The 20635-nt window shown below is 46.7% G+C and carries 21 protein-coding genes and 1 pseudogene; 11 read left to right on the forward strand and 11 right to left on the reverse strand.

The window, feature by feature from the left end; all coding sequences use genetic code 11:
• Positions 1-223: 223 nt before the first annotated feature.
• Positions 224-1018 (reverse strand): 1,6-anhydro-N-acetylmuramyl-L-alanine amidase AmpD, encoded by a 795-nt coding sequence (ampD, locus tag ICN49_RS04045; protein ID WP_369411501.1) that lies wholly within the window; start codon positions 1016-1018, stop codon positions 224-226.
• Between the two features lie 28 nt (positions 1019-1046).
• Positions 1047-1895 (reverse strand): cytochrome C assembly family protein, encoded by an 849-nt coding sequence (locus tag ICN49_RS04050; RefSeq protein ID WP_216166045.1) that lies wholly within the window; start codon positions 1893-1895, stop codon positions 1047-1049.
• 20 nt (positions 1896-1915) lie between these two features.
• On the opposite strand from ICN49_RS04050, the gene ffh reads away from it, so the two are divergent.
• Positions 1916-3298 carry a signal recognition particle protein gene (gene ffh, locus ICN49_RS04055; RefSeq protein ID WP_216166047.1) on the forward strand — a complete coding sequence of 461 codons (1383 nt, stop codon included), beginning with the start codon at positions 1916-1918 and terminating at the stop codon, positions 3296-3298.
• A 12-nt stretch (positions 3299-3310) separates the two neighbouring features.
• Here ffh and ICN49_RS04060 read toward each other — a convergent pair whose 3' ends face one another.
• A complete protein-coding gene (locus tag ICN49_RS04060) occupies positions 3311-5053 on the reverse strand; it encodes a proline--tRNA ligase (protein WP_216166049.1) in 1743 nt (580 codons plus the stop codon).
• 48 nt (positions 5054-5101) lie between these two features.
• Here ICN49_RS04060 and ICN49_RS04065 point away from each other — a divergent pair, with 48 nt between their 5' ends.
• Positions 5102-5701: an RNA pyrophosphohydrolase gene (locus ICN49_RS04065; RefSeq protein ID WP_216166051.1), complete on the forward strand. Its 600-nt coding sequence runs from the start codon at positions 5102-5104 to the stop codon at positions 5699-5701.
• A gap of 80 nt (positions 5702-5781) precedes the next feature.
• A complete protein-coding gene (locus ICN49_RS04070; RefSeq protein ID WP_255535392.1) occupies positions 5782-6261 on the forward strand; it encodes a CNP1-like family protein in 480 nt (159 codons plus the stop codon).
• Positions 6262-6285: 24 nt separating this feature from the next.
• On the opposite strand, the pseudogene proB reads toward ICN49_RS04070, so the two are convergent.
• The 4 genes and pseudogenes from proB to rplU all read right to left on the reverse strand — a co-directional run.
• Positions 6286-7068 (reverse strand): annotated as a pseudogene (gene proB, locus ICN49_RS04075) (glutamate 5-kinase); the annotation flags it as partial.
• A 26-nt stretch (positions 7069-7094) separates the two neighbouring features.
• A complete protein-coding gene (gene obgE, locus ICN49_RS04080) occupies positions 7095-8183 on the reverse strand; it encodes a GTPase ObgE (protein ID WP_216166057.1) in 1089 nt (362 codons plus the stop codon).
• A gap of 88 nt (positions 8184-8271) precedes the next feature.
• A complete protein-coding gene (gene rpmA, locus ICN49_RS04085; RefSeq protein WP_087908492.1) occupies positions 8272-8532 on the reverse strand; it encodes a 50S ribosomal protein L27 in 261 nt (86 codons plus the stop codon).
• A gap of 30 nt (positions 8533-8562) precedes the next feature.
• The gene (rplU, locus tag ICN49_RS04090) at positions 8563-8874 is read right to left on the reverse strand and encodes a 50S ribosomal protein L21 (RefSeq protein WP_216166058.1); all 312 of its coding nucleotides are present in this window, start codon (positions 8872-8874) and stop codon (positions 8563-8565) included.
• Positions 8875-8949: 75 nt separating this feature from the next.
• Here rplU and ICN49_RS04095 point away from each other — a divergent pair, with 75 nt between their 5' ends.
• Positions 8950-9954: a polyprenyl synthetase family protein gene (locus ICN49_RS04095; RefSeq protein ID WP_216166060.1), complete on the forward strand. Its 1005-nt coding sequence runs from the start codon at positions 8950-8952 to the stop codon at positions 9952-9954.
• Positions 9955-9961: 7 nt separating this feature from the next.
• Here ICN49_RS04095 and ICN49_RS04100 read toward each other — a convergent pair whose 3' ends face one another.
• The gene (locus tag ICN49_RS04100; RefSeq protein WP_216166062.1) at positions 9962-10897 is read right to left on the reverse strand and encodes a reductase; all 936 of its coding nucleotides are present in this window, start codon (positions 10895-10897) and stop codon (positions 9962-9964) included.
• A 59-nt stretch (positions 10898-10956) separates the two neighbouring features.
• On the opposite strand from ICN49_RS04100, the gene ICN49_RS04105 reads away from it, so the two are divergent.
• Positions 10957-11724, forward strand: coding sequence for a fumarylacetoacetate hydrolase family protein (locus ICN49_RS04105; RefSeq protein WP_216166064.1), 768 nt, complete (start codon positions 10957-10959; stop codon positions 11722-11724).
• 86 nt (positions 11725-11810) lie between these two features.
• Here the strand turns inward: ICN49_RS04105 and ICN49_RS04110 are convergent, their stop codons facing one another.
• Positions 11811-12830, reverse strand: coding sequence for a 2-dehydropantoate 2-reductase (locus ICN49_RS04110; protein ID WP_216166065.1), 1020 nt, complete (start codon positions 12828-12830; stop codon positions 11811-11813).
• A 102-nt stretch (positions 12831-12932) separates the two neighbouring features.
• Complete coding sequence (locus ICN49_RS04115) at positions 12933-14345, reverse strand: high affinity choline transporter 1 (RefSeq protein ID WP_216166067.1); 1413 nt, start codon at positions 14343-14345, stop codon at positions 12933-12935.
• 108 nt (positions 14346-14453) lie between these two features.
• Here ICN49_RS04115 and ICN49_RS04120 point away from each other — a divergent pair, with 108 nt between their 5' ends.
• A complete protein-coding gene (locus tag ICN49_RS04120) occupies positions 14454-15431 on the forward strand; it encodes a squalene/phytoene synthase family protein (protein WP_216166069.1) in 978 nt (325 codons plus the stop codon).
• Positions 15432-15438: 7 nt separating this feature from the next.
• Here the strand turns inward: ICN49_RS04120 and ICN49_RS04125 are convergent, their stop codons facing one another.
• Positions 15439-15951 (reverse strand): methylated-DNA--[protein]-cysteine S-methyltransferase, encoded by a 513-nt coding sequence (locus ICN49_RS04125; protein WP_216166071.1) that lies wholly within the window; start codon positions 15949-15951, stop codon positions 15439-15441.
• A 118-nt stretch (positions 15952-16069) separates the two neighbouring features.
• Between ICN49_RS04125 and ICN49_RS04130 the strand changes: the two genes are divergently transcribed.
• From ICN49_RS04130 to coaE, 5 genes are read left to right on the forward strand one after another with little or no spacing between them, the layout of a single operon-like run.
• Complete coding sequence (locus tag ICN49_RS04130) at positions 16070-17359, forward strand: HlyC/CorC family transporter (RefSeq protein WP_216166073.1); 1290 nt, start codon at positions 16070-16072, stop codon at positions 17357-17359.
• The gene (locus tag ICN49_RS04135) at positions 17356-18429 is read left to right on the forward strand and encodes a GspE/PulE family protein (protein ID WP_216166075.1); all 1074 of its coding nucleotides are present in this window, start codon (positions 17356-17358) and stop codon (positions 18427-18429) included. The genes ICN49_RS04130 and ICN49_RS04135 overlap by 4 nt, the downstream gene beginning before the upstream one ends.
• Entirely contained in the window at positions 18420-19496 is a 1077-nt protein-coding gene (locus ICN49_RS04140) for a type II secretion system F family protein (RefSeq protein ID WP_216166077.1), read from the forward strand. Before ICN49_RS04135 ends, ICN49_RS04140 begins: the two co-directional genes overlap by 10 nt.
• A complete protein-coding gene (locus ICN49_RS04145; RefSeq protein ID WP_216166078.1) occupies positions 19496-19993 on the forward strand; it encodes a prepilin peptidase in 498 nt (165 codons plus the stop codon). Before ICN49_RS04140 ends, ICN49_RS04145 begins: the two co-directional genes overlap by 1 nt.
• The gene (gene coaE, locus ICN49_RS04150; protein WP_216861111.1) at positions 19948-20634 is read left to right on the forward strand and encodes a dephospho-CoA kinase; all 687 of its coding nucleotides are present in this window, start codon (positions 19948-19950) and stop codon (positions 20632-20634) included. Before ICN49_RS04145 ends, coaE begins: the two co-directional genes overlap by 46 nt.
• The last annotated feature ends 1 nt before the right edge of the window (position 20635 follow it).

A 20635-nucleotide genomic window follows, 5' to 3' on the forward strand; every position in this document is an offset into this window, starting at 1 on the left:
TGGGGTACTGCTGTATTCAAACACTACATCTAGTGTTTTGAAGTGCATTTGGTACTAAGTATAGGGAATTATTCCTACTTTAGTAATACTTTTTTAATAAATTCTTATAAGTATTTTTACTAAGTTTTATGCTGAATTTAGTGCCATCTTGGTGCTAAATTTCGAGCCCTTTTTAGATAAAGGGTATAAAAGTGAGCGTGTGCTCACATACTAAAAATGAACCCTAGCGGGAATGTAAGCCGTAGGGAAATTTTTCATCTGAAATACCAGCCTTCAACTGCATTTTTTTCCAGTCAAATTGGACTCCAGGGTCAGTTTTACGTTCTGGGGCGATGTCGCTATGCCCAGCAAATTGGAGATCTGGAAAAGTCAGTTGTAAATCTGCCACTAATCTTGAAAGTGCACTGTATTGCACTTCTTCAAACGCAGTCTCCCCATCTCCTTCTAATTCGATGCCAATCGAAAAATCGTTGCATCTCTCCCTACCTAAAAATGAAGAAACGCCAGCATGCCAAGCCTTACTCTTGGTGGAAACGAACTGAAAGACTTCTCCAGCTCGAGAAATCAAGAAATGGCTAGATACTTTTTGGTTGGCAATCTCTGCAAAGTAAGGATGCAAAGAAAAATTGAGTCTATTTTGGAAAAAATCCACAATGAATTGAGTGGAAGAGCGATTCTTGAACTCTCCAGGCGGCAAGCTAATGTGATGAATGACTGCTAAGTCAGGCACACACGCTTCTGGCCTTAAGTCATGATTAGGCGAAGCGCGCCAAGCAGCGTAACCGAGCCAGCCTTCGGAATCCAAGGCATTGAGATGGTCTCCAGAGCAATAAAAACGATCCTCTAGAGCAATTGCATCTGCCTGCGGAAGATGAACTTTGCAACATTGGCACTGAACCATCGCTTGAGGCTTTAGGGTCTCAGCTTTTTTTTGGGCGCCCGTTTTGAGGTTTTCAGTGGCGCGGAGCTCGGCCTGTTTTTTACCTTTAAGCCACAGATAAAAAAGGCTTGCGCCCACAAATAGGAGTAACCACTTGATCAAAACATCACGCTCTCTGGAGAATGACTTCCATTACAAAACGACTGCCGATATAGGCTAGCAGCAAAGCAGTATATGCACTCAGGACCCAACGTACTGCCGCCCTTCCGCGTAGGCCGACTCTCCAGCGCGCCACTATTAGCCCACCAAATAAAAACCAAGAGACAAGTGCAAAGATAGTTTTGTGGTCAAAAACCAAAGGTTTTCCAAATAAGGTCTGGGAAAAAAGTAGGCCTGAGAAGACGGTTAAGCTCAGGAGAGCAAAGCCTACATATAGCAGGTTGAAGAGCAAGCCTTCCATCATCATCAAGGGTGGAAGGTCTTCAAGCCAATGGCCCACCCGACTATTAGGGGAAACGGCTAGCTCACGATGCAAGGCGCGATCTTGCACGCTCATCAACATGGCGTGCATTGCCGCCAGGCTGAGAAGGCCGACTGAAATCGTCGCCACAATGAAGTGCCCCTTAAACCAAGGGTCCGAGACTGCACGAGGCGAAATTAAGGTCCCCGGAAAAATCGACGGCAGAAATGCATAAATCATGGCAAATAAGATTGCCATCCAACGCAAACTAGCAATAGGCGTGAACCAAGACTGGAACCAATAAAAAGCCAAGCCCACCCAAGCAATTAAAGATAAATCTTGGGCAAAGCCAAATACAAAACCTTCTGGGGTGAATACCGAATCATGCAGTTCAATTCCATGAATCAACAAAATCACAAAAATTGCAGCCTGCACCAGACCAGAAAACAGAGGAGAATCCGCTGCAGCCTTTGATCTAAAGCTTAAAACAAGCAAAAGAATCAAATAAAGCGCAGATGGGAGACATCCGTAACTTGAGTAACCTAAAATATCCATCTGGAAAGTCTAATCGATAAATGCTAGAAAACCTCACCGATCGTCTATCACGCGTTGTTAAAACAATGCGGGGGCAAGCGCGCCTCACCGAAAGCAACACTACTGACATGCTGCGGGAGATCCGCCTGGCCTTGTTGGAGGCTGACGTAGCCCTGCCAGTCGTCAAGTCCTTGCTAGAGCAAATTAAATTTAAAGCCCTTGGGGAAGAAGTGGTTGGTAGCCTGAGTCCTGGACAAGCCTTAGTCGGGGTAGTACAGCGCGAGCTTGCCCAAGTCATGATGGGTGACACCAATCAAAGCGGCGAACTCAATTTAGCCACCCAACCACCCGCCGTGATTCTGATGGCCGGATTACAAGGTGCCGGTAAAACCACTTCCGTTGGGAAGCTTGCTAAGTATCTGCAAGAAAAGAAGAAAAAGAAGGTTCTGACCGTTTCTTGCGACGTTTATCGCCCTGCTGCGATCGAGCAATTAGAAACTGTGACCAAGCAAGTGGGTGCCGAGTTCTTCCCCAGCAGCGTAGATCAAAAGCCAAACGATATTGCCATCGCTGCTCTGGACTGGGCGCGTCGTCATTACTTTGATGTCTTACTGGTGGATACCGCCGGTCGATTGGGTATTGATGAAGCGCTCATGCAAGAGATTAAAGCCTTGCACGCCACCCTTAACCCGATTGAAACACTCTTCGTGGTTGATGCGATGTTAGGCCAAGATGCTGTTAATACTGCCAAGGCTTTCCATGAGGCACTCCCACTAACGGGTGTCATCCTCACTAAGCTTGATGGTGATTCTCGTGGTGGTGCCGCCCTATCTGTTCGTCAAGTCACTGGTGTGCCACTAAAGTTCATTGGCGTGGCTGAAAAAATGGATGGCCTGGAAGCCTTCGATGCCGAACGTATGGCCAGCCGCATTTTGGGTATGGGCGACATTCTTGCCTTAGTTGAACAAGCACAGCAAAACGTTGACGTTGCTAAAGCAGAAAAGTTAGCAAGCAAGATTTCTAAAGGCGGCTTTGATCTTGGTGATTTCAGAGATCAACTCGCACAGATGCAGCAAATGGGTGGCATGGCCAGTCTAATGGATAAATTACCGAGTCATATGGCGCAAGCGGCATCCAAAACAAATATGAGTGCTGCCGATAAACAAACCAAGCGCATGCGCGGCATCATTGATAGCATGACGCCAAAAGAGCGTGCCAAACCTGAATTACTTAAAGCGACTCGTAAGCGCCGCATTGCAGCCGGCGCAGGCGTTGAAGTTCAAGAAGTCAATCGTCTGCTTGCACAGTTCGATCAAATGCAAACCATGATGAAGCAATTCAAGGGTGGCAAGATGGCGCGTACGATGGCAACCATGGCTGCAAAAGGAGCCGCCAAAGGTATTGGCGGACTCTTTAAAAAATAAACAGTTACAAGCTTAAGAAATGAATTGTTTAGCTGCTTGCACAGCTGCAATGACTTTTTCTTTAATCTCAGTTAGTGGAATATTTTGGGACTCAGCATCCGTGCGGCCTTTAAATTCCACTTGAGCATCAGCAAGCCCACGATCGCCGATCACAATGCGGAAAGGCGCACCAATCAATTCCCAATCTGCAAACATTGCCCCTGGACGTTCACCACGATCATCTAGGATGACATCAATACCAGCAGACATGAGTTCATCATGCAATTGATCTGCGGCGACTTTAACCCCTTCAGATCTGTCGTAATTCATAGGGCAAATGACCACCTCAAATGGCGCCATAGAAATCGGCCAAATAATGCCGCGTTCATCGTGACCCTGCTCAATTGCTGCACCAAGTAAACGCGTAACGCCAATGCCGTAACAACCCATCACCATCGGCTGTGCCTTACCTTGTTGATCAAGATAGGTGCAACCCATCGCTTCAGAGTAGCGTGTACCCAATTGGAATACATGACCCACCTCGATGCCTCGACAAATATCCACTACGCCTTTGCCATCGGGCGAAGGATCACCAACCACTGCATTGCGAATATCTAAAACGAGTGGCTCTGGTAGATCACGCGCCCAGTTCACGCCAACCAAATGATGACCTGCTTCATTAGCGCCGCAAATAAAATCCGACATATTGGCAACGGTACGATCGGCCACGACTGTAACTGCAGCACTTACGCCTACCGGACCCAAATAGCCAGCAGGTGCATTGCAGGCCTGCTTAATTTCTGCTTCTGTAGCAAAACGTGACTCAGCCATGCCAGGTATCTTGCTAGCCTTCACCTCATTGAGTTCATGATCGCCACGAACCAACAGCATAAATAATTTAGCGGGGCCATTCTCTTGATCAGCGGCAAACAAAAGTGATTTGACCGTTTTCTCGAGCGGCAAGTTCAAAAACTTTGCCACGTCAGCGCAATTGGTTTTTTCTGGAGTGGGAACTTTTTGCATCGCTTGGGTTGCGGCAGCACGCACTGCAATCAAAGCAATGGATTCTGCAGCCTCTAAATTTGCGGCGTAATCAGAACTTGGGCAATACACAATCGCATCTTCACCAGTATCGGCAATGACATGAAACTCTTGACTGCCTGACCCACCAATGGCGCCATTATCTGCAGTCACAGCGCGGAACTTAAGGCCCATGCGTTTAAAGATACGGGTATATGCGTCAAACATGATTTGATAGGATTTTTTTAATCCCTCAGCATCGCGATCAAATGAATATGCATCCTTCATACTGAACTCACGACCACGCATGATTCCAAAACGTGGGCGACGCTCATCGCGAAACTTAGTTTGAATTTGATAAAAATTAATTGGGAGCTGTTTGTAGCTTTTGATTTCATTACGCGCCAAATCGGTAATTACTTCTTCCGAAGTTGGCTGAATTAGAAAATCACGATCATGTCGATCTTTTATGCGTAGCAACTCTGGTCCCATTTTTTCCCAGCGACCCGTCTCTTGCCATAACTCAGCAGGCTGAATCATTGGCATCAACAATTCAATGGCGCCTGCTCGATTCATTTCTTCGCGGATGATATTTTCCACTTTGCGAATGGACCTTAAACCCAATGGCAAATAGTTATAAACGCCAGCACTGAGCTTGCGAATGAGGCCTGCACGCACCATGAGTTTGTGCGAAACCACCTCAGCGTCAGAGGGGGCTTCTTTTAGCGTGGCGAGAAATGACTGTGATGCTTTCATGAATGGATATAATCAAATCATTGATTTTAAAGGATTTGAGGCACGATCATGCTTGACCGTGAAGGGTATAGAGCCAATGTTGGCATTGTCCTCCTCAATAGCCGTAACGAGGTTTTCTGGGGAAAACGCGTTGGGCAGCATTCGTGGCAGTTCCCGCAGGGCGGGATTCAACATGGTGAAAGCCCTGAGCAGGCCATGTACCGCGAATTGCATGAGGAAGTGGGTTTATTGCCAGAACACGTCCAAATTGTTGGGCGAACTAGGGATTGGCTTCGTTATGACGTCCCTGAGGAATACCTACGCCGCCAACACGCCACGCGCATTCACCGAGCAGCTTACCGTGGTCAAAAGCAAATTTGGTTTCTCTTGCGTTTAGTCGGCCTAGATAGCGATATTGACCTACGCGTCTCTGAACACCCTGAATTTGATGCTTGGCGCTGGGTTCCCTTCTGGATCCAGCTTGATGCAGTGATTGACTTCAAGCGTGAGGTTTACCAGTTAGCCCTTTCTGAATTAGCTCGCTACCTCTCCCGAGGCATGAGAATGCAACAGCTCGCGTGGGGATCCCCACTTGAAATCTTTCAATCCCTTTATTCTGGCAGCGAAGAGCATTCACAAAATCCCAACCCTACGGATAAACCGAAATGACCCTTACATTACGCCGCACTTCGATCTACTTTTGCAGCGCAATAATAAGCCTTAGCTTGATTGCTTGTGCAGGCGATCCCATGGAAAGCGGTTTAGATCCTTTTGCACCTATGGTGTTTAAAGAGGGTGCTACGGCAATGCCACTCAATCCACCCAACAAAGCTACCTTAGTGCCATTCTATGTATCTCAGCACACTATTTTCAAGTTTGCGGTGGATACGGATTCCATTTTGATTGGGGCCGATGGGGTTACTCGCTACATTGTTGTGCTCACTAATCCTAGCGGTGGCCAACAAGCGCAATATGAGGGAATTCGTTGTGACTCATTTCAATGGCGCCTATACGGAACATTTGAAAATCAAGCCTGGAAAGAAAATCCACTCTCTACCTGGAGAGGCATTCAGAGCAATGTACCCAATCGTTACCAAGCTTCTTTAGCCCAAGGTGCATTTTGTAACTTCAACTCACAAGAGAAGAACATCAAGACAATTATTCGGGCACTAAATCCAAATGGCTTTACTGGTGGCACTAAGCCTACCAATTCATTTGGGGTGCAGTAACTAGAGTTAGATGTATCTCTAGTTTGATTTGGAACTTAGATAAGTTCCAATTTTCTCGCCAGACAATAGGCGAGTTAATACCTTAGGCTCATGACCAGAAGCGATCACCGTTGCAGCGCCTGTTTGAGCTGCAACTTTGGCAGCCAATACCTTAGTCAACATGCCACCTTTACTGAGCTCGCTACCAGCGCCACCCGCCATTTTTTCTAAAGCAGGATCTCCAGCCACAGCATCACTTAATAAAGTTGCGCTGGCATCCCGTCTTGGGTCTGCTGTAAATAAGCCACCTTGATCAGTCAAGATCACCAGCAAATCTGCATGAATCAGATTGGCAACTAGTGCTGCAAGATTATCGTTATCACCGAACTTAATTTCATCGGTAACCACTGTGTCATTTTCATTAATGATCGGAACCACGCCCAACTTCAGTAAAGTTTCTAGAGTGGCCTTAGCATTTGCGTTACGTTCAGGGTGTGCCAAGTCAGCATTCGTTAATAAGATTTGCGCACTGCGTAAATCAAAACGTGCAAAACAACTCTCATAAACCTGCACTAAACCCATTTGCCCAACCGCAGCTGCAGCTTGTAGTTGATGGATCTCTTGTGGACGCTTCGTCCAACCTAGACGCTGCATGCCCTCAGCAATTGCACCTGAGCTCACCATCAATACCTCGTGGCCGCTAGCTAACAACGCAGCCATTTGTTCTGCCCACATCGCAATGGCGGCATGATCTAAGCCCTCACCGTTATTGGTAACAAGGCTGGATCCTACTTTGACAACAATTCGTTTTGCTTTTTGCACTGTCATATCAATTGAGCTTATCAAATGAGTATTTAATCTGGGGCTTTATCTTCAGCGTGATCTTGATATCGCGGATCTGCAGCGCGCTCTTCAGCATCATCACGATCGCGACGCACAGAATCCAAATAATCCTGTAAGGAATAGCAAAGCTTGTCGCAACCTAAGCCAGTTAAAGCGGAGATCTCAAATACAGGACCCTTCCACTTAAACTTCTTCACAAAGTCAGCCACTACTTTTTTACGATCCCCTTCAGGAATCATATCGACTTTATTGAGGACTAACCAGCGCGGTTTCTCTACCAATGCCTCGTCATACTTGCGCAACTCGTTCACGATAGCCTTGGCATCTGCCACAGGATCTACGTTTTCATCAAATGGCGCGATATCAACCAAGTGTAAGAGCACGCCCGTACGTTGCAAATGTCGCAAGAAGCGATGGCCCAAGCCAGCGCCTTCAGCGGCACCTTCAATCAATCCAGGGATATCTGCAATGACAAAGCTACGCTCAGCACCCACTCGAACTACGCCCAAATTTGGATGTAATGTTGTAAATGGGTAGTCGGCAATTTTTGGACGCGCATTGGAGACTGCAGTAATCAACGTCGACTTACCTGCATTGGGCATTCCCAATAAACCAACGTCAGCCAATACTTTTAATTCGAGTTTGAGCTTGCGGCGTTCACCATCTTTACCGTTGGTCTTCTGGCGTGGTGCGCGATTGGTACTGCTTTTAAAGTGAATATTGCCCCAGCCACCAACACCACCCTGCGCCAAGCAAAGACGCTCACCGTGAGTCGTTAAGTCAGCGATTGGCTCACCAGTATCGTAATCAGCAATGATGGTACCAACTGGCATGCGCAACTCAATATCATCGCCTGCGCGACCATAACAATCAGCGCCACGACCAGGCTCACCATTTTTAGCTGTGTGTGTTTTAGCGTAGCGATAGTCCACCAAAGTATTGATGTTGCGATCAGCTATAGCCCAAACGCTACCGCCTTTGCCACCATCACCACCATCGGGTCCACCGAACTCAATAAACTTTTCGCGGCGCATGGAAGCACTCCCGGCGCCACCTTGGCCAGCTATGACTTCAATACGTGCTTCGTCTATAAATTTCATGAATAAAAAAGGCCTCGCACTAGCGAGGCCTGTTCCTAAGAGTTAAATTCGGAATAAATCTGAATCAAACGTGTCTCAGTCAGGCGCCTTATGAACGCGGAAGAACTGAAACCTGGGCCTTCTTCAAAGCACCCTTAACGCCGAATTCCACTTGCCCGTCAATTAAGGCAAACAAAGTGTGATCCTTACCAATACCAACGTTTGCACCAGGATGAACTCGTGTGCCGCGTTGACGAATGATGATGCTGCCAGCATTGATCTGCTCGCCGCCAAATACTTTAACGCCTAAGCGTTTCGATTCTGAGTCGCGGCCATTTCGTGTCGAGCCGCCGCCTTTTTTCTGTGCCATATCTTTCTCCTGCTATGTACCGTTGCCTTATTAGGCTTTAATCGTGTTGATCAAAATTTCAGTGAAATTCTGACGATGGCCTTGGTGCTTTTGGTAATGCTTGCGACGGCGCATCTTAAAGATTGTCACTTTATCGTGACGTCCCTGGGAGATGACAGTGGCCATCACAGCGGCACCATTAACCAATGGATCACCCAATTTGAGTGAAGCGCCTTCGCCAACGGCGAGGACTTGGTCAAGAGTGATTTCGCTGCCGATTTCCGCTGGTATCTGTTCTATTTTCAATTTTTCGCCTGCAGCAACTTTATACTGTTTGCCACCGGTTTTTATGACCGCGTACATGGTGTGAAACCTCAAATTAATTCTACGTTTAAGCTAATCCACCCTGGATGAGCTAAGCCCATTATTATATCTTGCATGACGAGCACTGTCAAAACCAATGAATTAAGCCAAATTTTGGCCCCAATTGCCTTAGATTTCAAGGCTTTAGATGGGGTTATTCGCCTTCGCTTAGCCTCAAAAGTGGCCTTAATCGACCAAATCTCCGGTTATATCATCCAGGCTGGCGGAAAACGGGTTAGACCTGCGCTATTACTGCTAGTGGCTAAAGCCCTGGCAAATGGCAAAGAAACTCCACACACCCTAGAGATGGCAGCTGTTGTGGAATTTATACACACAGCCACCCTCCTGCATGACGATGTTGTAGATGAATCCACCCTCAGAAGGGGCAGAGAAACGGCTAATGCTGCTTTTGGAAATGCCGCTAGCGTCCTTGTTGGCGACTTCCTCTATTCCAGAGCCTTCCAAATGATGGTGGCGCCAAATGACTTACGCGTTATGCAAATCCTGTCAGATGCTACTAATACGATCGCTGAAGGCGAAGTTTTGCAACTGCTCAATATGCACGATCCTGAAGTCAATGAAGAGAGTTACCTGCAGGTAATTCGCTACAAGACTGCAAAATTATTTGAAGCCTCCTCTGAGCTTGGCGCTATTTTGGCCAAAGCAAGTGATGCTGAAAGAGAACAGGCTGCTGCCTTTGGTCGTCATATTGGTACCGCATTTCAATTGATGGATGATTTGCTCGATTACACAGCTAGCGCAGCACAGATGGGCAAAAATGCCGGCGATGATTTACGCGAAGGCAAGCCAACACTCCCATTAATTTATCTTCTAGAAAATGGCAGTGCGGAAGAGCGTCTATTAGTGCGTGCAGCAATTGAACAAAACCAAGATTTACCAGAAGATATTTTTGAGCAAATTTTATTGGCAGTGCAAAATTCAGGCGCTCTAGATTACACACAAGCGGCTGCGCAGCGTGAAGCTAAGCTAGCCTTGGATTGCATCGCTGCATTTCCACAAAATGAAGCAACTGATGCTTTATTGGCCCTTTGCGACTACTCCATTACAAGACAAACCTAAAAGCAATCTACGCTCCAACGCTTTTCATTCTTAGTTCACGTGCTGTAATGCGTGCTTTCTCCGCCTCATCCCGCAAGCGCGAGATTTCATCAGCGGATAATTTTTCCAGATTTGAATAATCCAGTTTCCAAGCGGGATCTGTAGACCACCTTAAGGGCGACTGCACGGTAGTTCTTGGGGCCGGAGCGCTTTCTAAAAGACGTAGCGCCAACTCAAAATTGAGTGCTTGTGAATCTGGGTCATTGGGCTTTGCGGCTGCATTGCCCAAAGGGAAGTCACTAAATAAGAAACGCGGGACACCGCAGTACTCAACAATATCTTTCGCAGCACCCATGATGACCGTTGGAATCCCAGCGTCCTCTAAATAGCGGGCCAATAAACTCTGACTTTGGTGACAAATCGGGCAATTGGGAATCAATGCAGCAACATTGACTTTGTCAGCTCGCAGCATTTCCAAAATGATAGGGGCGTCAATTTCTAAAGTATGGCGCTGACTCCGATTGGTCGGTAAACCATAAAAATGAGGCGATAGCGCCTGAATGCGCCCTTCCTTAACTGCATTTGTTGCCGCCACTAATGGAAACCAACAAGCGCTGTCTTCCATATTGGCATTACGCCTATCAATCCCAACGTGCGCAATTCGAAGATCAATATCCCCATCAACCGAATCACAATAGGGCTGATAAAACTTTGCTGCCGAGTTGTAAGGCGCGCCTGTACCCTGAGGGCCCTTACTAGCGTCATAGGGAACGGCGGTCGTAATGAGTCCCAAGACTGACTGATTAAGTGGCTTGCTCAGGGGTGTGAAGGGTGTCTCAATATAGTGCGCCCAGACATACGGCGTGTCGTAACCCAAACCAAGATAGTAGTTACGCGTCCGCTCCATATACCGAACTGGCTGATCCAGCTCTGCCGCAAAAGTAAGTTCAGGGGCCTTGCCCATCAATACATCCTTGTAAGATGTTACTTATCTAAATATTTAATACTCTATAGGAATTCATTATGGCTCAATGGCTTAGATTTCAATACCAGGGGAAAAGTGGTTTCGGTCAAGTGCAAGGCGAGCACATTGCCGTTTACTCAGGAAATCTCTTTGACCAACCCAAAGCAACGGGCGAAACACTCAAACTTGCCGATGTTGTAATAGATATTCCCTGCACCCCATCGAAGATGGTAGCCATGGTGGATAATTTTCATGCCCTCGTTACCAAACTAGAGCATGCAGTGCCCGTAGAGCCTTTGTACTTCTTAAAAGGGAATAATTCTTTCTTGGCGGCTAATCAAACTATTCGCACTCCAAAGTCTTATTCTGGAAAAGTAGTCTACGAAGGTGAGCTTGGCATTGTGATTGGCAAACCCTGTCATGAGGCTAATGAAACTGAAGCTGCTAGAGCGATCTTTGGTTACACCTGCATCAATGATGTCACTGCCATTGAAATTCTCAATCGTGACCCCGGATATGCGCAGTGGACTCGCTCTAAGAGCTTTAATACCTTCGGTGTATTTGGTCCGTATATCACTACCGATGTTGACCCCAGCAAGCTTCATATCAAAACTATTCTGAACGATCAGGAGCGTCAAAACTATCCAGTGGCCGACATGATCTTCCCGCCCGCAAAATTAGTGAGCCTGATTTCTCAAGATGTTCCGCTGCAAGCGGGTGACATCATTGCCTGCGGAACTTCAGTTGGTGTCGGCTCTATGAAACCTGGCAGCAATGTCAGCATCATCATTGAAGGTGTTGGTCGCTTAGATAATCGCTTCGAATAAAAGCAGTCAGTCATTAAAACAAAAACCCTTGCTATGTTCAGTAGCAAGGGTTTTTTAATACTTACAATGTACTAATACTGAAGATCTTAGTAACCCGATACCGATGGCAAAGCCAAACTACCTTTAGAGGTTTGCACGTTTTCATCTAAATATTTGGTTAAAGCAAATACTGTGTTGAGGCAAGGGGTTGGAGTATTGGTAATTTTCCCAAGCTCAATGACTGAGCCCAACAAAGCATCGATCTCCAAACTGCGGCCAGCCTCTAGATCTTGCAGCATGGATGTTTTATGTTTGCCAACTTTTTCAGCGCCAGCAATACGACGCTCAATATCTACGCGGAAAGTAACGCCAAGCTTTTCAGCAATGGTTTGCGCTTCAGCCATCATGTTGCGCGCCAACTCTTTCGTCAATGGATATTGGCAAATGCCTTCTAAGGTTCCATGAGTTAAAGAGCTAATTGGATTGAAGGTCATATTGCCCCAAAGCTTGAGCCAAATCTCAGAGCGAATGTCTTCCAGAATGGGTGACTTAAATCCAGCGGCACCCATCATGTCTGAGATCTTCTGAATACGCTCAGTCACTTTGCCATCTAACTCGCCCAATGGAAAACGATTGCCTTCAACGTGACGAATCACGCCAGGCGCTTGAGTAAAGGTTGCTGGATACACTACGCAACCAATAATGTTGTCAGGATTAATAGCGGCCTTAGCAACGCCACCAGCATCCACGGTTTCTACAGAATGGTCTTTGTATTCACCGGATAGTTTTTGGAAGTACCACCAAGGAATGCCGTTTTGCATCGGAATCAAAATCGTTTCTGGGCCCATGATGGCAGCAAGATCTTGAATAATCGGCTCAACTTGGTGAGCCTTCACTGCCAAAATCACGACGTCTGGCGTTTCGGCATCCGTAATTTTTTCTACCGCTTTAACTTCGGCTACCAATGGCTCCGGTTGATCGTCCATGATCAAGGCCAGACCACGTTCCTTGATCGCTGCCAAAGTAGCCCCACGTGCAACAACAGTTACCTCGTTGCCCGCTCGCGCCAACATCACAGCCAGGTAGCCGCCAATGGCGCCACCCCCACCGATCACACAAATTTTCATAGGAACCCCACAAGAACAAAAAATATTGAATTAATACAATATTAGAGGAGATTATTTTGCGGTGCAACAAAATAATCTCTGCCTCATTTTTAGGCAGAGCCTTCAGATAGCCTTTAGTAAGCCCTTAGGCACTAAACCCCCTATCAGCATCCCAACAATGCTGGCGCATAGGCCCGCCAATTGAGGGGGCATGATGGCATTCGGAGCCAAGATCTCACAACTAATCCACATGGTGAGACCAAAAACGACTGACAACAATCCGCCCAAAGAATTAGCTCGAGACCAATAGACGCCGAAAGCTAAGGGAACAAATGCTGCAACCAGGGTCACCTTATATGCACTCTCGACCATCTTAAAAATCGACAACTGGGAATTAATCGCAAAGAAAGTGACCACTACGGTAAAACAGAGTACGGTAATCCGCATGATCTTCAGAAGATCTTGATCGGAGAGATGCTTAAAGAAGCCGCGCACAATATTTTCCGCAAAGGTCACTGACGGCGCCAATAGAGTGGCACTCGCACAGCTCTTAATTGCCGATAACAATGCACCAAAAAACATGACTTGAGCAATGAGTGGCGCATGGTTCATGATCAACTTCGGCAAGATCATCTGAGGATCGGTATCTAAATATTGATTGACTAATCCGGGATTAATAATGGTTGCGGAGTATGCCAAGTACAGCGGTACAAAAGCAAAAATGAAATACAGCACACCTCCAAGGAGTGCTGCCTGAACTGCAATATTCACATTCTTTGAAGAGGTAATACGTTGGAATACGTCTTGCTGTGGAATGGAGCCCAGCATCATTGTGCACAAGGCAGCTACGAACCCTAGAATGGAGGCCAAGTTCATCTCTGGCCAGAAATTAAATTTACCTGCTGCAGAGGCCCGCTCAATCACCACTCCAATGCCGCCGGTCTGCGCCGTCATCTCACCACCGATATAAAGCATCCCGACAACAATAATGATCATCTGGATAAAGTCGGTAATGGCAACCGCCCACATACCGCCAAAAAGTGTATAAATTAAGACGCTACCGGCACCAATTAACATGCCACCAGTTTGAGTAATGGCTCCCTCAGACACTACATTGAATACCAAACCAAGTGCTTTGATTTGAGCTGCTACCCACCCTAGATAAGAAACGACGATACAAAGAGTGACCAAGACCTCTACTGTTCGACCATATTTCTCACGAAAGAAATCGCCAATCGTGAGCATGCGGCGGTTATACAAATGGCGAGCAAAAAAGAGGCCAACCAAAATTAAGCAAAGTGATGAGCCAAAAGGATCGGCAACTATTCCGCCAAAACCATCCTTCAAAAAAGTAGCCGGAATACCCAATACGGTCTCAGACCCAAACCAGGTTGCAAATACCGTGGCAGTAACTATAGGTAAAGGCAGGCTATGGCCTGCTGCTGCAAAGTCGGCAGTATTTTTTACGCGCAATGCAGCCCACAAGCCAATGCCGACTGACACTACCCAATAGATGATGACAAACCAAATCAACATCGCCCAAGATCTCCTACATGAATTTGCTCAAATTATATGACCTTGTCATTTCTGGCAGTTAAGGAATTTGAATCGCTTTGGGGCATAGAGGTCTGACATAATTGCCCTGTGAATCTGCTAATTGAGAACTCCCAAACCGACTTGGCTTATCAAAAAGCCATCTTATCTTCGGTATCTCGCACCTTTGCACTCACTATCCCCCTGCTGCCTCCAATCATTGAAAAGGTAGTGGGTAACACGTATCTGCTGTGTCGCATTGTGGACACCATAGAAGATGCTGCAGAACTCACGCCAGAAGCCAAAAAAAATCTATCAGCATTATTTCTTGATGTGGTGCTTGAAAGAGCCCCAGTTGAATCTTTTGTAGAGCCCTGTCTTGACGCTCTCAAAAATTACTCCAATCATGATGAGTTGGATTTGATCGACCATACCCCAACCGTATTACGCATTCTGCATACTTGCTCCAGTCATGATCAAGGGGCAGTGAGTCGCTGCGTTTCCATTATGTCCGAAGGGATGTCTCGTTTTCATGGGCGGCAAACTGAGGCAGGCTTAAAAGACTTATCTGAATTTGAAGACTACTGCTATGTAGTCGCTGGAGTAGTCGGGGAACTTCTCACTAGCATCTTTCGCCACTACTCTCCCCAATTTTCAAAAAACATTCAGGGGCATGAGAATCTAGCAATCGCCTTTGGTCAAGCACTGCAAATGACCAATATCCTGAAAGACTCTCCCGAGGATCGCGCCAGAGGCGTGTCTTGGAAGCCAGCTAACTTGAGTCAGCTTGACCTGCTTCAGATTGCCTATCAAAAACTATCGGATTCTTTAACGTACATCCTCCTGATCCCTAAAGAGGAAGTAGGTATGCGCCGTTTTTGCCTCTTGGCATTTGGGCTTGCGGTGCTAACCCTAGACAAGCTTGCTGCAGGAGACCATTTCGAGCGGCAAGAAGATATCAAGCTTTCCAGAAATACTGTCTGGCTTTTCTACGGCTTTACAAAAATAGCCGCCGGTAGCAATGGGCTCATTAAAAGTTTTTTCTATTTATGGGGTAGCCCTTTAAGAAAGCTGAAGGCAAAGCAGTAGATCGAGACTAAAGAACGCCCTCATGTTTTAAAAGCCAAATTTTGATTTGGCGATACAGTCCAGGCGAATCTTCTTTCATATAACCACCGATACCTTGAGCCGAAACCACACGATGGCATGGGGCGATTAAAGGATAAGGGTTGGCGCCACATGCTGTACCAACTGCTCTGGGGCCACTGTGGATTTTCTTAGCAATACCACCGTAGGTTGCAGTGCTGCCAAGTGGAATATCTTGAGTAGCTCTCCAAACCTTTTTCTGATGCTCTGTGCCAGCAGGCTTTAAGGGAAGGTCAAATTGGTGCCAGGGGTTCTTGAAGTAACTTGCACACTGCTTTGCCACCTCTTTTGCCAACTGATTGCTGGGTAGACTTAGGCGAGTCTTGGAGGATAAATAATCAATCTTAGACAACATCAAACTGCCGTCCACCATCTCAGTCAAAATCCCCAAATGCCCAAAAGGGGCCTCAATAACGCAATATTGGGCATTTTGTGACGGAGATTTCTTTGCTTGCGAGGCCATAAGGACGATTCTTACACAACTATAAGAGTTACAGCAGCGGGGCGAACGACAAAACCGCTAGCCTCTGAAATGGCACTTTGCTATATTGAATCCTCCATATTCTTTGCAGGCATAACCGATGGACACCTTTTTTGACGACTGGCCTTTTATTGCTCAGGTCTCTCTCGTCTTATTTTTACTAGCGCTTTCCGGCTTTTTTTCCATGGCCGAAACCAGCATGCTGTCTTCCAATCGCCACCGACTTCGCGCCATGGCAAATGGAGGCAACCCAGGAGCAGCTTTAGCAGAAAGACTCTTAAAGCGAATTGATTCGCTGCTCTCGGTATTGTTAATTTCTAATAACCTTATCAATACCATCCTGCCAATCTTGGTCACTGGGATTGCGCTGCATATTTTTGGTGAGAGCGGCTTAGTCCTCACTATCGCAACCTTAGTTGTTGCATTGCTGATTATTGTTTTTAGTGAAATTACTCCGAAGGTCATTGGTGCTGCATTCCCAGAGAAAATTGCTTCTAATGTTGGCTGGCTCATTCTTCCTCTCACCTACATTCTCAAGCCCTTGCTATGGTTCATTAATAGCTTTGTATCAGGACTCATGAAGGTATCTGGACTGCAAGCCTCTACTGAAAATAGAGCCATGAGCAAAGAAGAGCTTCGTAGCCTTGTGCTCGAGTCCAACCGCTTTGTATCAAACCATCATCGTAATATTCTTCTCAATCTATTTAATCTCGAAAATATTTTGGTTGATGATGTGATGACACCAAGATCGAAGATTGAAATTCTCGATCTCTCCAGGCCAATCGACGAAGTAGTCCAACAACTAGAAACCTGTTACCACAACAAGTTACCAGTATGTGATGGGGATTCCGAACGCATCATTGGCATTCTGTCAGTCAAAAAGGCACTGTCTTTACTGGGCCATGCTCAACTAAAACATCAAGACTTTAAACTCTTGGTAAACGAGCCTTACTTCATTCCCAGTGGCACCCCTGTCTTGCAACAGATGCAATTCTTTCAAGATAATCAACAGCGCCTAAGCTTGGTGGTAAATGAATATGGCGAAGTCCTTGGGCTGGTGACATTTGAAGATATTGTTGAAGAGTTAATCGGTGAATTCACCACCTCGTTCTCCAACCTCTCCAATGACCCCCGCTGGCTGCCGGATGGAACTTATCTTGCCAGCGGCAGTTCTTCCCTGCGCGATCTCAATCGTCTATTGAATCTAGATCTGCCTTTGGATGGCCCGCGCACTCTTAATGGGCTAATTCTAGAAAAGCTAGAAGCAATTCCTGACCACGATGTCAGCATTCGTATTGCCGGCATCGTGATGGAAATTGTGCAGTTTGATGATCAAGGCGTTAGAACCGTAAAGCTTTATCGACCAACACTTACAACCGATAAAGATTGAGCACCCATCAAGATGACTCTCTTATCATTCGCACCTGGCATGAAATCATCGTTAATGCGCTTCATTCCAGGGCGACTGATATTCACATTGAGGCCGGCCCACAAGAAACTTTAGTACGCATTCGGGTTGATGGGCTCTTAGAGCTTCAATCACGCTACCCCATTGATCTTCACGAGCGCTTAATCACTCGCATCAAAATATTGGCACGCTTAGATATTGCCGAAAAACGTCTCCCACAAGATGGACGACTCTGCGTTGGTCATGACTTCAGTAAGCCCAATACCGATTGCCGTGTATCGATACTGCCAACGCTCTATGGCGAAAAGGCCGTAGTTCGGATTCTGCCAAGTCACATTGAGAACCTTAGTCTTGATCGGCTCGGCTTACTACCAGAACAGCTAGAAATTTTTCGTAGCGCGATTCAGCAATCAAACGGCCTTATTTTAGTAACAGGCCCGACGGGTAGCGGCAAAACCCGCACGCTGTATAGCTGCCTAAGAGAATTAAATCTGATTCACCGCAATCTTTGCTCGATCGAAGACCCCATTGAAATTCGCCTTCCTGGTGTTAACCAAGTGGCTTATCACCCCCGCGCTGGACTAGATTTTGCAAGCATCATTCGAGCCCTACTCAGACAGGATCCAGATGTCATCATGATCGGTGAGATTCGAGATGCAGCAACAGCGCAGCTTGCTATCCAGGCCGCGCAAACTGGTCACTTGGTGCTCAGTACCTTGCATACCCGCAATGCTAGAGGCGCATTGTCCCGTCTCAAAAGCCTGGGAATCGATCAGGAGTCGATTGACTCTTGCTTGCGTTGCGTGAGCTCCCAACGATTAATTCGCACCCTCTGCCAACACTGCCTCCATGAGTCTGATCAGACGACTTGTAAGGCCTGCAAGGGATCTGGTTACTTGGGCCGAATAGGTGTACATGAAATACTCAACACCACATTGCTGGCAGACAAAAATATCAAGCATCTAGATATGTATGAAGCTGGCATTCGTCATGTCAAATCTGGACTCATCAACGAGGCTTCTCTTGTATCTGAGATTGGCACATGGCATTAAGAGATCATCCCCTGCTCCAGAAAAGATTGACCAAACAAGAGCAACTCCATTTTGCTCAGCATCTGTTGGCTTTACTTCATGCTGGCTTGCCGCTTTTAAATGCTATTGAACTACTTTATCAATCCGCTCCGAAACCTTGGCTCGGCTGGCTAATGCGCATTCACACCCTTCTCAAAAAAGGATATAGCCTCTCCCATTGCCTAAGAGAGCAAGGCGGTCAATTTTCCATGGAGTTTATTAACCTTATTCGCGTTAGCGAACGATCTGGTGATTTGTCTTTAGCCCTTAAAACCATTAGCCAACAACTTACTGAGCAGATTGAACTACGCCGAAAAATACAGCAAGCGCTCAGCTATCCCATCATTACCCTTTCCACCTCTTTTGGTCTCGTGATTGTGATGATGGTCTGGGTTGTCCCTGTCTTTAAAGATGTATTTGGGCATTTTCAGGCTGAGCTACCTGCGCCTACCCGTGCATTAATAGCAGTCTCCACCCTGATCGAACATTTTTATATAGAGCTCCTTCTTGGGATGGCAGTGTTGCTTGGGATATTTATTGCCGCTTGGTTAAAGTCCCCGCGCCTACAAAAAGGCTGTGATCGCATGACGCTCCGCATTCCGGTATTGGGGAATTTATTTAGACTTGCCACGCTGACGCATTGGTGCAGAACTCTTGGGCATTTACTATCCTCCGGATTACCGCTTCCAGATGCATTACGCATCACAGCACAATCTTCCAATCACTGGCTCAGTCATGACTTTAGCGCTGAGGTCTTTAAGCACCTCACCCGAGGTTGGCCACTGGGTGAGTCACTCAAAAAAGCAGATCCAACTGGAGCCTTGTGCGATGTAGAAACATTGCAGTTACTTCGTATTGGCGCAGAAAGTGGCTCACTCCCAGAAATGCTCAATAAACGCGCGGATATTCTGGGTGCTCAACTTAGCAATCAACTCAACACCCTCAGCCAAAGTCTCGAGCCCTTGCTAATCATTTTGGTTGGCGCCATCATTGGAGGATTAGTCATCATTCTCTATCTACCAATTTTTAATCTCGGGCAAATCGTCTAATGCTTTCTGTTGAATCAAGCTACTTACAAGTAATACTGATTGGAGTATTGCTGTATTTAGCTTATGTTGATTTCCGGACCTTTCGCTTGCCCAATAGCATTACCTTGCCCCTCCTCATTACTGGTCTTGGTCTGAGTATATTTACAAGCTGGGGCTTTACAAATGCCCAGTCTGCGTTGATCGGGGCTGGCCTGGGCTATGTTGTACTTTGGCTCCCAAACTATGTATATCGCCTCATCAAAAAACAAGACGGCATTGGGATGGGAGATGCCAAATTACTCGCCGCTCTCGGGGCCTGGCTAGGCTGGAGTTCTTTGCCAGGCATTTTGCTAATAGCCTCAGTCTCAGGACTCATTGGCGGAATAGTCTGGCTTAAATGGAATCAGCGTGGCTATGGTCACGCTTTTCCTTTTGGGCCATTTCTTGCTATTGCTGGCATCATTCAATTGTTATGGCCTCAACTCCTCACCAGAATCCTACCGATCAATCTGATTTAACGGCCCTGAAGGGACGCATTCCCTTGCTCGGCCTCACTGGCGGAATCGGTTCTGGCAAAACCGCGGTAAGCGATTTATTGGGGCAATTGGGAGCTGGAGTAATCGATACCGATCTCATTGCCCATCAAATCACTGCCCCTGGCGGAACAGCCATTCCCTTCATCCGAGAGCAGTTCGGGGCTGAATTTCTCGACCCCTCAGGTGCTCTGGATCGAGGAAAAATGCGCTCCCTAGTATTTGAGCAGCCAGAAGCAAGAAGGGCATTGGAGCTCATTACCCACCCCCTTATTCGTCAAGAAACTATTCGGCAAGGCCTCGAATTAAGCAAAGCTGGAAAGCCCTACCTGGTGTTTGTCATTCCGCTTCTCGTGGAGTCGGGTAATTGGCATGGCCTTCTTAACCATATTGCAGTTGTGGACTGCCCTGAAAAAACCCAAATCAAAAGGGTTATGGAGCGCAACAAGCTCACCCTGGAGGAGGTCGAAAAAATCCTTAAAGCTCAAGCAAGCAGAGATGAGCGCCTATCTCAAGCAGACTCGATTCTTCATAACGCAGGGGGCTTTGCAGAATTAAATTCGCAGATACAGGATTTGCACCAAAAAATGATGGGATTTAAGACGGATCAATCCACTTCGTCATAGA

The organism is Polynucleobacter finlandensis, from assembly GCF_018881755.1.
Lineage (GTDB): Bacteria > Pseudomonadota > Gammaproteobacteria > Burkholderiales > Burkholderiaceae > Polynucleobacter > Polynucleobacter finlandensis.